The organism is Aliivibrio sp. 1S128 (assembly GCF_001691065.1).
Classification (GTDB): Bacteria; Pseudomonadota; Gammaproteobacteria; order Enterobacterales; family Vibrionaceae; genus Aliivibrio.
Window position 1 is genome coordinate 270,415 of the sequence record NZ_MAJV01000058.1, and the last position, 14,313, is coordinate 284,727.

Sequence of the window (14,313 nt, forward strand, 5' to 3'; positions counted from 1 at the left end):
TTTCTAGTTAGGTAACTTGTTTTTGGACACAAACGAGTTAGTTACAAATCTCTAACTCGTCCGCCTAGAATTAAGAAAAATTTACACCATTGTAAGGTCACAAATTTTCCAGCCTGCGTAATCCTGCTTCCCAATATGCTCTGGAGGAAACCCTGATTTATCCATAGCTAAGCAAAGCAAGTGCTCAGGCCTTGAGAAGGCGACATATAATTGCTTCATGAACTTGATTTTTGTAGCAGCTCTTGGTTTCATATTGTTTTCAGCAAGAATATAGTCAATTAATAACTTTAAATCATTTGAACGGAATTTTGTTTCCAAGACCAGTGTGGCTGCATGTGTCTCACCTTTAACTGCATGAATTGTTGCCACTTCATTTTCGATTATTCGGCCTGCAACGTCTGTATAAACCTTGTTAGCGCTGACATTGTTAACAGTATCTACGAGGGGCCTATTACCTTCAAAACAGATAAATTCTTGAATTTGGGTCAAGTTATGCAAGTTCAAATAACTGAACAAAGTAGTGACTGATTGGTTCCATGTACCCTCTGTTATGTCATTTTCAATCAATGACTTAATCTGGACATTGAAATCAATAATTAAACCCGATTCTCTCAAGTATTTACGTATATATGTGGTTGAGTACCCAGACTGAGTACCATCCTGGTGTGATAGTTTAGAATTAGATATTCGACCGCATCTAACCATCCCATCAAGGATTAGACGATATGCTTGATGCCCACCTTTTAGGCGACTCGCTTCATAAAAGTAATGAATAAGTTTGCTTGGTTTAAACGCATTTGTTGAGTTGCTCTTATCAAATGAGTCGAGATAGTTACAAATGGTTAATCCATCATCCTTTCTAACACCAACGGCACCAACCGTTTTAATTGGTCTTTTACAGCCTTCGGGGATTGCTTGTGAACACAATTCTGCAAACCTATCGAAAACGTTACTTCGTGAGTTCTCATCAACCAAAAAAATTGTGTGTAAGGTTTGTTCTGGTGCCGCTGTATCTGAGTTCAGATTGATACGGTTGTAACTTAAATTTTTTGCCAGCAGCGCAACTGAATGGTTAAAGCGGTGACTGTCTTCGACTTTCTCTAAGGTAATTTGATTGTAAGTTTGATTTCCCTCTTCCCCGCCACTATAAATAGCTTGGTCAGGGTCACCAAATCTTTGGAAGCTTACAGTCTCATGCTGGAATATATCGTTTAGCAATTCATCTTGGAATCTTTGGGTATCTTGCATTTCATCAATAAATACAGCAGGGAAGCGAGATCTAAGTGCACCTTTAATCGATGAATTTTTTAAAATGTACTTCTTAGCAAACGCATACATTTCATGGTAATAGAAGTACCCATTACTGATTAAACTATGTTTAACAGACTCTAAATTCTGGTAGCTTGGTGATGTTGAGGTTCTTTTAAAGCCAGGCACGGATAATATCAGTTCACCATCGATGAACTGATATTGCAGATCTTGCAATGATGATATGTGATTTCGTTCTAGGTAGCTTCTAGTCCCTCTAGAGAGAATGTGCCACCCTTTAGTACAGCATATTTCATCGTCAACTTGATTTACGGTATAGTCCATTGAACGCAGGTATGGTATCGCAAGAAATTTATTAACAAACTCTTGAATTGTTCCAATAAAGTGAGGGTATGACAGTAGCTTTTGACCATCAATACTCCGCTTAAGGAGGTCGGTTATTTCACCCTTAGCCACATTAGTATGAGTTAGTACACATACCCCTTGATGCGTTTGTTTCCACTTTTTGGCAATGATGAGAAGCTTGGCTGCAACCATTGTTGTCTTGCCACTACCAGGGCAGGCCTGCACGTCATTAAATGTTTTGATTATCTGTTTTCTTGTAGCATCAAACCTTACACCTAGATCTCTTTCAATCATGGTGATATCTGTATCATTAATCTCAATCATCTTGTTGCTACTCCATTTCTACAGGAAATGGTTCTGTTACATACTCAATCGCATCAACAATATAGGATGGTAACTTTGCTTTTAAATCTAGAGGACGATCTTTATACCTAGATAGAATATTAGCCAGTGAATAGCTAACTTCACTTTTCCCATCTCCTTTACCTTCGATAACGCCATACAACTGGACAGCTCTTATTTGTGCGTCAGTATTTAGTGCGTCGTAGCCATCCATGCTGTTATTTATCGCTTGGTATAGCTCTTCGCTCAGTCCGTACTTTGCAAGGCAGAACTCAAATGTCCAGTCATTAGATATAAACGTTTTAACTAGCTCTCCATCAAACTCGGACTTCTTAGCTCTTTTTACATCTATTTCGGCAGGGCTGAGTTCATTAAGCCAATACTTCAAGTTTCCGCCTTTACCACTTGGTTTTGGCTGCTTTTTGGTTTTAAAACCATATTCATTATCACCAGTATCTTCGGCTTCATTTGGCCACAAATCTAAATCAGTGATACAAGCTACCTTGATAGGTAATGGTTGTGGATTTACTGAGGTAGAGCTGGATCGATAAGCCTTAGCGTAGCGCTTCCTTGATAAACCATTTACGCTTACTAGCGACACTCCATAGTCTTCTAAAGGCCGTCCAAGTAATTCCGCTATTTTGGGGATTAACACCACCTCTGCAACCCCTTCAACTAACAATACACCTTTTGCAAAAAACATATTTGCCTTTGTGGAATCCAAAAATTTCTCAAGGAAAACATAATCTTCGTCTTCGAGTGCTGTGCATCCCTTTCTTAGAGGGAAAGCTTGGCCTTCTTGCATTAGAATTAAGCTCTCTAAGGGAGCTTTTGATGCAAGTACGGGACTGTGGGTGGATAAAATGCATTGTAGTTGGCTATTTTCAATCCGAAGATAATTAATAAACTTCAACTGTAACTGAGGGTGAAGGTGAGCTTCAGGCTCTTCTACTAGCAACAGAGGGTATTGATCTTCCTCTTGCTTTATTAGCATTAGCTCGGTAGCCATAAATAACAGGCTGCTATAACCCAATCCGTGCTTAATACCTGAAGCATCGAGTTCGAGAGTTAGTTTTTCTAAAATGGATTTAAGAGCGAATGATTTTTCTGATTCGCTCATGTCTGCGTAGTCCTTGCTTCCTAACAAGCTTAAGACTGGCGCAAATACATTCGCTTTGAATGTTAAAGAGTTCAACAGGGTAGCTATATTGTCTTGCGCAGTTTGGATTGCTGCGTCTGACTGAATTTCCTTACTTGCTTCAGTAAGTAGTTCAATAATACGCTGAGTTGCGCTCGTATCCCCAGCTAAACTGGTGTTACTTCCTAAAATTTGAGATAGCCTAGACGAGCGTCCAGCTGAGAGTTCAGCTTCGGCATCACGTAGAGGTTTTAAATAAGTAGCAGCTAGGTACTCACGAACGTCCCTTTCAATTATAGGGCCATCATTATTGATACCAGAACGGATTTCGGTCTTTATAAATTGAGATTTTTTGAAAGGGTTTGGTGCGAGTTTTGCTGAAAGAGTTATGAATAGAGTGGATTTATCAACTCCAGGGGTTACTTCTTCATTTGTTAAATGTTCTAAAAACAAGCCTGACTCGCGTAGGGATAAGTCCTCAAACTTCAACTGAATTTGTAACTCATTTTTGCCATTTAGGAAGTCTGTACTCTTCAGGTTAACCCACTCAGCAGAAGTTGTATCAAGGACGAGTCGGATTGCATCGATAACAGAGCTTTTACCCGCATTATTTTCACCAACAAGTAAATTTAGCCCCTTGTTGAATGCCATAGAAAAATCTTCAAACTGTCTGAAATGTTGTGCTTTCAATTCTGATAAATACATAATTTGTTGACCGAACCAATAAACCGATGAATGTTCAAGTATGCTAACCCATAACTACGCTAATATCCTGTTTATTATGTGGTTATATGAGTAAATACACGTAAAAATCACTAGTGGATTTGAAGAGAACAGACAACTTCTCACATAAGTAGTAGTATTGATAAAGTCTACATAAATAAATGATGAATGAGTTAAACTCTAACTAACAATGGGCCAATAACAAGTCACATTACACAAAATTTTAATGAATAAACCTACAACTCCTCAATATTCAACAACAACTGCTCCGCTCTATCTAAAATAACTTGCTGCTGCTCTTCTGATTTTTTCTGCCAATTTGCATAGACCATTCTGGTGCGTGGATTATTATTAAACGCCTCAATATGTGTATGCATAAAGTGCCAATATAGCGCATTTAATGGACACGCTGTCTCTTCACTCACCTGCTTTACGTTGTAGTGACAGTCAGGACAATAGTCACTCATTTTATTCACGTAGTTACCACTGGCAGCGTAAACCTTAGAGGCCACAATACCACCGTCTACAAACTGGCTCATGCCCCGCGTATTTGGCATTTCAACCCACTCAATTGCATCAATATAAATCCCTAAATACCACTCATCTACTTCGTCAGGTTTAATGCCTGTTAATAAGCAAAAATTACCGGTTATCATCAAACGTTGAATATGGTGTGCGTAGGCGAAATCAAGAGACTGTTGTATTGCATGATGCATACAGTTCATTTTTTTTTTTCCTGTCCAAAACCAACTTGGTAATGATAATGACGCTTCAAGTGCATTTAGGTTTTGGTAATCAGGCATATTGCGCCAGTAGATCCCACGTACAAACTCTCTCCACCCTAGAATTTGACGTACAAAACCTTCTATCTGAGCAATATCTATGGCATCTGGGCGTTGATTAAACTCCGTAATAGCAGCATCAATCACTTGCATAGGACTGAGTATTTTTGCATTGAGAGCAAAGGATAAACGGCTATGAAACAAACTCCATTGCTTTTGCGTTAGCATATCATCAAGCTTACATGTCATTGCATCTTGAAACTTCCCAAACAACGGTAAGCAATAGCGACAGAAAAACACCAATAACTCATTCGCCTGCTGCCGATTTACTGGCCACAATAGTTGATTATTCGCTTGTCCAATCATCGTCACATTATGACGTCCTAAACGCTCAAGAATATCAGAGACATCGTTAGCAAATAGTAAAGGCGTAGGCACACTATCAAATTCAGTACGCTTTAATTTGTTTTGATTTGCGCTGTCAAAGTTCCACTTCCCTGCAACGGGTTCCCCCTCTTCCATCAGAATATTAAAGCGCTTTCTCATCTTACGGTAGAAGGCTTCCATACGGTGATGGTGTTCTGGCTTAAAGTCTTTTTCAATTTGCGCTTCAGAGAGAAAGAAATGTTCGCTTTCATAAGCTTGGGAAGATATTGCTAACGAAAAACAATATTTATCTAACATATTACGTAAACGATATTCGTCAGGGAGTTGGTATTCAAAATGAGTAATATGGTGTTTAGCAATAAGGTGATTTAATAGATCGTCTATTTTTTCAAATGGCTTCGTATCGTCCAAGGTTAAGTGCATCACTCGATGCCCTGCACTTTCTAATGCGGTTGCAAACTGGGTCATCGCAGCAAAAAAAGCACATACTTTTTGAACATGGTGTTTTACATAGGCCGCTTCTTGATGCATTTCTGCAATCACGTAAATCGTTTGTGGATCAGTGTGTTGAAACCATGAATGACTGGCATTTAATTGGTCACCTAAAATGAGTCGTAATCGGTCAGCTGTGTCGTCCATAATCATCCTTTATCTTAAGCCATTGTTTGTAAATTTATTATTCACTTTGATGTCGTAAAGACCGACAACGCTTAGAACAATATTTAACCATAGGCCAATCTCGCTCCCATTTCTTTCTCCAACTGAATGGTCTTTGACAAACGACGCATATCTTCTCTGGTAACTGTGATTTTTTCATCGTTTTATGCCTGATCTAATCTGTCGTGATAACGCCCTAACCCATTAGTCCTTGAGATTAAGGCTCGACCTTATGAGTAATCCTTATTCTTCGGCTTGCCACTTGTTAGTGTAGTGACCATCTGGATCATATTGCTGGGTCTGTTTTTCAATATTAAATGTACTAAGATAATTACGTAAAAGGGAGCGCAATGGTTCACAAAACAACCGAATCACAGCTCAAATTCCACTCGCCCCCTCTTTCTACCCCCTTCAACTATTGTTTAAAAGACAATAGTGATTCGCATTTTTCCTTATATATAACCGGATTAAAACAGGTAATAATATGTTTAACTTAACGATTACAACCTTCACATTAAATGATGGGAAACTGATTTATGATTACTTTGCACGGTTTCGCGGCTAGTAACTATTACAACTTGATTAAACATGTACTGCTATACAAACAACTGCCCTTTCAAGAAAACCTGATTTACGGTGGTAGCGACGAGTTACTCGCAATAAGTCCGGCTGGAAAAGTACCTGTTATCACGATGAATGATGGCCTTCATATTTCAGAGTCGAGTGTCATTTGTGACTTTATCGAAGAGACGTACCCTTCAATACCTCTGTATCCTGAAAACACAGGTGAACGTGCGGTTGTACGCCAAATTATGAAGATAGCAGAATTGTATTTTGAACTGCCAAGTAGACGATTTATACCTTATGTATTGTTAGGTACTGAAGTTCCAGAATCAACAAAAGCAGAGGTACGCCAAGTATTACATCGTGGGATCTCAGCTTTAAATAGGTTGTGCAAGTTTTCACCTTGGGTCGCAGGAGAACAGTTAACGATGGCTGATATTTACGTTTATTACGTAAACACAATTGTTAACACGTTTGGCTCTAGCCAACTTGATTGGGACATACTTGCAGAGGTGCCAGGAATGAAAGAATGGAACAATACAATGAGTCAATCAGCCATTGCTAAAAGCATAGAAACAGATCGTCAAACAAACATGCCCGAGTTTACCCAAAAGATAAAAGCTCAGGCTAAAGCAGCGAAAATTAAATAACACTTGGTCATAAAACAACGAATAAAATATGCCAACACACTACTGTTATTGGCTCAAAAAATGTAACTATTTTCTGGAGAAACCCTATGACAAATACAAATATTCAACTTATTTCAACAATCAGCGAAGACAATAAACTAACGCTTTCCTTGCAAGACATCGACATGCCACAACCTAATGCCGATGAAGTTGTTATTCGTATTGAAGCAGCACCATTAAATCCATCTGACTTAGCAGTAATGTTCAGTGCTGCTGATATGACAACTGCAGCACAATCAGGCTCTGAAAATAAACCAGCGATTACGGCTGATATCCCTGCTCAATTTATGCCAGCAGTTAAAGTTCGCGTAGGAAAAGCAATTCCTGTTGGAAATGAAGGCGCAGGAACCGTTATAGCTGCGGGATCATCACCTGCAGCACAAGCGTTAATGGGTAAAACCGTTGCGGTAATTGGCGGCGGAACTTACCGTCAGTTTCTCTGCGCGAATGTGAAAAGCTGCTTAGAACTAAAAGAAGGTACGACAGCGAAAGAAGGTGCCTCGTCTTTTGTTAACCCGCTTACTGCATTAGCAATGGTTGCAACAATGCGTGCAGAAGGTCATAAAGCCATCATCCATGCCGCTGCTGCGTCTAATCTTGGTCAAATGTTAAACCGTATTTGTATTGCCGATGGCGTCGATTTAATTAACATTGTACGTAAAGAAGAACAAGAAACGCTATTACGTGACATGGGCGCAAAGTATGTTGTTAACTCAAGCAGTGAGACTTTCCTTGCCGATTTAACGGCGGCGATTATTGAAACCGGAGCAACAATTGCGTTTGACCCAATTGGTGGCGGTCAATTAACCAGTGACATTCTTAACTGCATGGAAGTTGCTGCGGCTCGTGATATGAAAGAGCACAGCGTTTATGGCTCTGACACTTTCAAGCAAGTGTATATTTATGGTGCATTAAATCGTGGTCCTATTACGTTGAATCGTAACTTCGGTTTTGCTTGGGGTGTTAATGGTTTCTTATTATTCAATGCGTTAGGTAAACTAGGAACTGAAACTGTCATTGCAATGCGTAAACGTGTTGCTGATGAAATCACCACCACATTTGCTAGCCATTACACGCATGAAGTGTCTCTAGCAGAGGTATTAAAATTACAATCATTAGCCGCTTATTCTAAACAAGCGACAGGTGAAAAGTACTTAATTACGCCTCAGAAATAGCCTAAATACGTACCTGTAATTTTAAATAGTAATGGATGCCGTTGATTAGACTGCATCCATTTTTTTATTAGCAACCTACATACTCTTGGTGATCTAAATGTGGAGCTCAATCGTAGTTAGTTTAGGACAACCTATTGTTCCCATCACATACGAAACAGGAGTTGCCTATGGACAGCAGACTTACAACCAAAGAGTTTCTCAGAGTATTCGATTGCGTTCGTTCATCTGGCGATCTACAGAATACTAAGTATCACTTAGACGATATATCTGCATGGCACGATTATGATGGTTATACCTGCTGGCTTGGTTATAAGGATGTTATCGTCACGCTAATGTTTCATGGCTCACTTAAAATAGAATTCGACAAATCATCAAATTATTCGTATTTCACCAAGCAATGCTTAGCCATAATTACAGCAAATCATTGTGATAAAAAGGATTCGGCATGAATGAACGGGCAATACACAGGATTGATTTTACAAAACCTACTGAGCATCAAAAGTGGTTAACGATAAATGACAACGTGATGGGCGGAATGTCAATGGGACGACTCACCTATGACGGTAAATCGTCTCAATTTCAAGGTGAATTGTCGCTCGTCAATAATGGAGGCTTCAGTTCGATAAAACGCTCGATTGAGCCTCTACCCAAAGAAATGAACACGGTCGAACTGATGTGCATTGGTGATGGACGCACATACCAATTAAGGCTAACAACGTGGAAAGACGGATCCCCTATTCACTACAAACATGAATTTTCCACCACAAAGGGAAAACTGCAGAAAAAGGGATTTAACTTAACAGACTTTCAGGCTGTCTTTAGAGGGCGATTACTTAGTGATGATCCTGAACTTGTTGCTGACGACGTCAAACAAGTCGGATTTTTAATTGCTGATAAGCAGACACAGCCTTTTGCGCTGAACTTAAACCAGATTCAATTTAAGACGTTACCGAAACTCAATCAATGAATTAAACCTCAGTTACGCCACGCCTAACTCTCATCTTAATAACCGCAGTTATCTACATTACATTCACGGTTTGTCCTGAAAGCCTTCAATAGATACTTTTATGTACTGATCTACTCTTTCACTTGGTATTTCAGCCATGCTTTGTTTTTGAGCATGCTTAAAATAAGAGACATAAAGGCTCGAAGTCACATCAAACGGTTCATCTGTTTTCAATTCATTCACTTTTATTCTGTCTCCAAGAAAGAAGGTGTCTATTTGTCCAATCTCGCCTGTATTGGTATTTAAGTTAAATAATCCCAAATACCAGAAAGTGCCAGTTCCTTGGTTTGACACAGAAAATGGCGCAGAGAAAACCATTTCATCGTCAATATTGCCAAGATGTAAAGGGGTGATGTTATAGTAATCTAAACTGACTAAACCATGCTCATCACCATCTTGATATTTCCCTGTAGCAAGATGAAGATCATCATACTTTCTGAGATCGGTTAGAGGCGCTTTCGCTTCAGAATCAGGCAATTGGATCTGCCAGTAGCGATCGATATCAAAGCTAAATAACATTAGCATGACGTTATTCTTCGGATCTACGTTATTTGTTGTATCAAAAGGAACGACTTGATCATCAGTTTGCACGACATAAATATCATCATTAGTGAAATTAAAACGATAGATCCCAGCCGCTACAACTAACAAAATAAGAGTTAAAATCACTAATAAGATTTTTCTTATCATAAATTATCCTTACGTTTTAAAAGTATTTTCAAAGTACAATAACGTTATCAACATTCAAAAACTACCCACCATAAAAAATAATCATTAAATTTTCTAATCAAAGTATTGACACCAAAGTTTCGGAAGCATATATTGATTACATGAATTGCCATTTGGAGTTCATGGATAACGGGTTCGCCTTATTATAGGGAACAAAACGTTATCACAATGAAGCGCCCTACTGATTACTTATTAAAGAATAGTAGCGTTGTTTCTAACATTTAATCCTGAACCATATGTCATTAATGAGTTTACATTGACTCTGAATATGTGTTCTTTCTCCTCGCTTAATGCGTCGAGAACTATTGCTTATTTTAAAGGATAGTATTATGCGTAATATCGATTTCACTCCCCTATACCGTCATGCCATTGGTTTTGATCGCCTGTTTAATCTTGTAGAGAACAGCGCTAACAAACCATCTCAAACTGGTTACCCACCCTATAACATCGAACAGAAAGACGAGAACAACTACCGTATTACCATGGCTGTTGCTGGTTTCTCTGAAGATTCGTTAACAATTTCTCAAGACGAACATATGCTGATTGTGTCGGGTGAAATTACTTCATCTGAAATAAAGCCAACTTACGTCTATCAAGGCATTGCAGAGCGCAACTTTGAACGAAAATTTCAACTTGCTGATTATGTAACCGTATCTGCAGCAAGCATGGAAAATGGATTACTTCATATCGACCTAGTTCGAGAAGTACCAGAAGCCGTGCAAGCGCGTAAGATTTTAATCAATCAATAACACATATTATCGTTACTCATCGGTGATAACAACGCATTGTATTTACTATAAAAATACAGCCCTCACCTATTGATTAACGCGAATAAGCATCATCATATTTCATTGAGAATAGCGTAAACCCGTAAATACACACTAAGTTTACGCTTATTAAATAACATCAAATTTAAATTATTTGCATTATAATAACTAATGCGAATTCAAAGGAAAAATTATTATGGGTAAAATCATTGGTATCGACCTAGGTACAACGAATTCTTGTGTTGCTGTTTTAGATGGCGACACACCACGTATCTTAGAAAATGCGGAAGGCGAACGTACAACGGCATCGGTAATTGCTTACACAGATGGCGAAACACTTGTTGGTCAGCCAGCTAAACGTCAAGCGATTACTAATCCACAAAATACCTTGTTTGCGATTAAGCGTCTTATTGGCCGTCGTTTTGAAGACGAAGAAGTTCAACGTGATATCGAAATCATGCCGTACAAAATCGTTAAAGCTGATAACGGTGATGCTTGGGTTGAAGCGCGAGGCCAAAAAATGGCGGCGCCTCAAGTGTCTGCTGAAATTCTTAAAAAAATGAAGAAAACAGCGGAAGATTTCCTAGGCGAAGAAGTGACTGGCGCAGTAATTACGGTTCCTGCTTACTTTAATGATGCTCAACGTCAAGCAACGAAAGATGCAGGCCGTATCGCAGGTCTTGATGTTAAACGTATCATCAACGAACCAACAGCGGCAGCACTGGCTTACGGCCTAGATAAAAAAGGCGGCGAGCGCACTATCGCAGTATACGATCTTGGTGGTGGTACCTTCGATATCTCTATTATTGAAATCGACAACGTTGATGGCGAGCAAACGTTCGAAGTGCTTGCAACAAACGGCGATACTCACCTAGGTGGCGAAGATTTCGATAACCGTATGATCAATTTCTTAGTTGACGAGTTCAAAAAAGAACAAGGTATCAACCTTAAAACTGATCCACTGGCTATGCAACGTGTTAAAGAAGCAGCAGAAAAAGCGAAGATTGAACTGTCTTCTGCTCAACAAACTGACGTAAACCTTCCTTACGTTACTGCTGATGCGACTGGCCCTAAGCACATGAACGTTAAAGTGACGCGTGCAAAACTAGAATCTCTAGTTGAAGACTTAGTCATTCGTACGCTTGAACCGCTAAAAGTGGCTCTAGCCGATGCTGATTTAACTATTGATGCCATCACTGATGTTATCCTAGTTGGTGGTCAAACACGTATGCCTATGGTTCAAGCTAAAGTGGCTGATTTCTTTGGTAAAGAAGCGCGTCGTGATGTAAATCCTGACGAAGCAGTAGCAATGGGTGCTGCAGTTCAAGGTGGCGTTCTAGCGGGTGATGTTAAAGACGTTCTACTATTAGATGTTACTCCTCTCTCTTTCGGTATCGAAACGATGGGTGGCGTAATGACAAAACTAATTGAGAAGAACACAACTATCCCTACTAAAGCGGACCAAACGTTCTCAACGGCTGAAGATAACCAAAGTGCGGTAACAATCCACGTACTTCAAGGTGAGCGTAAGCAAGCGACATACAATAAATCTCTAGGTCAATTTAACCTAGAAGGTATTCAAGCAGCACCGCGTGGTACGGCACAAATCGAAGTAACGTTCGATCTAGATGCTGATGGTATCCTAAACGTATCTGCAAAAGATAAGACAACAGGTAAAGAACAGAAGATCACGATTAAAGCATCGGGTGGCTTAACTCCTGAAGAAATCGAAGCAATGGTACAAGAAGCTGAAGCGAACAAAGACGCGGACAAAAAGTTCGAAGAGTTAGTAACAACACGTAACCAAGCGGATCAAATGATCCACGGTACGAAGAAACAAATCGAAGAAGCAGGTGATGCACTTCCCACTGACGAGAAAGAAAAAATCGAAGCCGCAATCAAAGCACTAGAAGACGTTAAGTCAGGTGATGATAAAGAAGCAATCGATGCGAAAACTCAAGAGCTAATGCAAGCAGCACAAAAGCTAATGGAAATCGCTCAACAGAAAGCGCAAGCACAACAAGGTGCTGACGCAGGAGCGCAACCTAAGCAAGAAGATGATGTGGTAGATGCAGAGTTTGAAGAGGTAAAATAATACTTCATTAACTCTAAGACTAATCAGCGTTAACAAGTAAATTTAGGGCGTATTGAGGAAACTCATGCGCCCTTTTTCTCGGATTTAAATAAGAAGCTACGTATCTTGATGATAATACTGCCAAAGAAATAAAGGCAACCTTAAGGAGATTAACTTACCTACCTTCTTAGTTATCCTTTTACCTTTACTTTTCTATCCCCCTATCGCTACACTGTTGCCGTCTTTTTATTGTTAATAATTTTATATTTATGGTTCGTTCGATTTTACTTATTATTGCTCTACTTTTTAGTTTCACCACTTATGCCAATTCTTTAGAAGAAAAAGCGGAATTGGGTGATGCCCGTGCGCAAGTAAAACTGGCAATGGAGTATGAATCAGGCACAAATCGTCCCATCAATATTGATCATGCTATTCAGTGGTATAAACAAGCCGCTATCCAAGATAACACCACTGCCCAATTTAACCTTGGCCAAATCTATAAAAATGGTTATGGCGTAGCTCAAGACAGTAAACAAGCCATCTATTGGTTTACTCGCGCAGCAACGCAAAATAACCCACCGTCTCAATTCTATTTAGGTGAGATTTATGAATACGGCTTATCTGGCAAAGTCGATTTATATAATGCCTCTTTGTGGTATCAAATTGCGTCTCATAATGGGCATGGCGAGGCGATGCTTGGCTATAAACGAGTATTGGAGTCATTAGCAGAAGAACAACAGAAATCGGAACAAACTCCAATCACCCAAGAAGAAACATTTCAGATTGAAACAACTCAAGCAAAACTTACTGAACCAGAAGCAACACCTGAACCAAAAACAATTATTATCACGCAAGTAGAAAAACCAACGGCATTGATCACTTTTGGTAGTTATTTACTTATCGTTATCATGATAGTTATTCTGGTTTTTCTGTTATTGCGATTAAAAAAAGCCATTAATCAAACGAAAGAAAACTCACCACTGCACACTAATTTTGCTAAATCACTGCAAAATGAAAAATTCAAGCGTCTGCAAGATACAAACGAGAAGTTGAAGATCAGAGCGGACGCTCAAGAGGTCACAATCAAGCGCTTAAATATTGAGTTAGATTCAGCAAGAAAACCGGCAATGCTGAACTTTACGCCTTATCAATTATTAGGAATTACAGTACAAAGCAGTACTTCAGATATTAAAAGACAATATCGTAAACTTGCTCAACTTCACCACCCTGATCATGGAACCGACGGTGTGATGCTGACTGAAATAAATAAGGCTTATCGCCAACTAAAGCCGTGATGACTCCCAATATTAGAGGCAACGCTTTACAATTTAAGACATCTCTATATAATTTTCGCACTCAAATATGTTATCAAAATGTAATAACAATAACTTAGCATATAAAGCTCATCGTACTATAAATAGAGAAAGTCATATGTTTAATTTAGAAGGTCACTGCGACTGGTGTAAAAAACCAGCGATGGTATTACAGCATCAATACTGTGATGGCGCAAAGTACTACGCCTGCTCAAGCTGTAATGATTACGCTAAAATCGATATCAGAGAATACGATTTAGCTGAGATGGAACAAATAAATCAAAAATAGCGGTTAAAGAATGGTTATAAAAAATGCCGATGAATTAAATCATCGGCATTTTTATTTATTCTCT

General features: G+C 39.1%; 13 protein-coding genes. 8 read left to right on the forward strand and 5 right to left on the reverse strand.

Annotated elements, in window-relative coordinates; translation table 11 throughout:
* Positions 1-81: 81 nt before the first annotated feature.
* The 4 genes from A6E03_RS08995 to A6E03_RS19845 form a co-directional block, all read right to left on the reverse strand.
* On the reverse strand, positions 82-1,938 hold the full coding sequence (locus A6E03_RS08995) for a UvrD-helicase domain-containing protein (protein WP_065600671.1): 1,857 nt from the start codon (positions 1,936-1,938) through the stop codon (positions 82-84).
* A gap of 7 nt (positions 1,939-1,945) precedes the next feature.
* The gene (locus A6E03_RS09000; RefSeq protein ID WP_065600672.1) at positions 1,946-3,799 is read right to left on the reverse strand and encodes an ATP-dependent endonuclease; all 1,854 of its coding nucleotides are present in this window, start codon (positions 3,797-3,799) and stop codon (positions 1,946-1,948) included.
* A 254-nt stretch (positions 3,800-4,053) separates the two neighbouring features.
* Entirely contained in the window at positions 4,054-5,625 is a 1,572-nt protein-coding gene (locus A6E03_RS09005) for a cryptochrome/photolyase family protein (RefSeq protein ID WP_065600673.1), read from the reverse strand.
* A gap of 37 nt (positions 5,626-5,662) precedes the next feature.
* Positions 5,663-5,803, reverse strand: a complete 141-nt coding sequence (locus A6E03_RS19845; protein WP_081092001.1) for a DUF2256 domain-containing protein — start codon at positions 5,801-5,803, stop codon at positions 5,663-5,665.
* Positions 5,804-6,179: 376 nt separating this feature from the next.
* Here A6E03_RS19845 and A6E03_RS09010 point away from each other — a divergent pair, with 376 nt between their 5' ends.
* From A6E03_RS09010 to A6E03_RS09025, 4 genes are all read left to right on the forward strand, one after another.
* Positions 6,180-6,857 (forward strand): glutathione S-transferase family protein, encoded by a 678-nt coding sequence (locus A6E03_RS09010; RefSeq protein WP_065600674.1) that lies wholly within the window; start codon positions 6,180-6,182, stop codon positions 6,855-6,857.
* Between the two features lie 86 nt (positions 6,858-6,943).
* Positions 6,944-8,071 (forward strand): zinc-binding dehydrogenase, encoded by a 1,128-nt coding sequence (locus A6E03_RS09015; protein WP_065600675.1) that lies wholly within the window; start codon positions 6,944-6,946, stop codon positions 8,069-8,071.
* A 167-nt stretch (positions 8,072-8,238) separates the two neighbouring features.
* The gene (locus A6E03_RS09020) at positions 8,239-8,520 is read left to right on the forward strand and encodes a DUF3081 domain-containing protein (protein ID WP_065600676.1); all 282 of its coding nucleotides are present in this window, start codon (positions 8,239-8,241) and stop codon (positions 8,518-8,520) included.
* Positions 8,517-9,038 (forward strand): CIA30 family protein, encoded by a 522-nt coding sequence (locus A6E03_RS09025; RefSeq protein ID WP_065600677.1) that lies wholly within the window; start codon positions 8,517-8,519, stop codon positions 9,036-9,038. The genes A6E03_RS09020 and A6E03_RS09025 overlap by 4 nt, the downstream gene beginning before the upstream one ends.
* A gap of 63 nt (positions 9,039-9,101) precedes the next feature.
* On the opposite strand, the gene A6E03_RS09030 is transcribed toward A6E03_RS09025, so the two are convergent.
* Positions 9,102-9,767, reverse strand: a complete 666-nt coding sequence (locus A6E03_RS09030; protein ID WP_065600678.1) for a hypothetical protein — start codon at positions 9,765-9,767, stop codon at positions 9,102-9,104.
* 368 nt (positions 9,768-10,135) lie between these two features.
* Here A6E03_RS09030 and A6E03_RS09035 point away from each other — a divergent pair, with 368 nt between their 5' ends.
* The 4 genes from A6E03_RS09035 to A6E03_RS20040 all read left to right on the forward strand — a co-directional run bounded on the left by A6E03_RS09035 (position 10,136) and on the right by A6E03_RS20040 (position 14,249).
* On the forward strand, positions 10,136-10,555 hold the full coding sequence (locus tag A6E03_RS09035; protein WP_065591290.1) for an Hsp20 family protein: 420 nt from the start codon (positions 10,136-10,138) through the stop codon (positions 10,553-10,555).
* A 214-nt stretch (positions 10,556-10,769) separates the two neighbouring features.
* The gene (gene dnaK / locus A6E03_RS09040; protein ID WP_065600679.1) at positions 10,770-12,668 is read left to right on the forward strand and encodes a molecular chaperone DnaK; all 1,899 of its coding nucleotides are present in this window, start codon (positions 10,770-10,772) and stop codon (positions 12,666-12,668) included.
* 248 nt (positions 12,669-12,916) lie between these two features.
* On the forward strand, positions 12,917-13,942 hold the full coding sequence (locus A6E03_RS09045; protein WP_065591292.1) for a J domain-containing protein: 1,026 nt from the start codon (positions 12,917-12,919) through the stop codon (positions 13,940-13,942).
* Positions 13,943-14,078: 136 nt separating this feature from the next.
* Positions 14,079-14,249 (forward strand): hypothetical protein, encoded by a 171-nt coding sequence (locus A6E03_RS20040; RefSeq protein ID WP_141676968.1) that lies wholly within the window; start codon positions 14,079-14,081, stop codon positions 14,247-14,249.
* Positions 14,250-14,313: the final 64 nt, after the last annotated feature.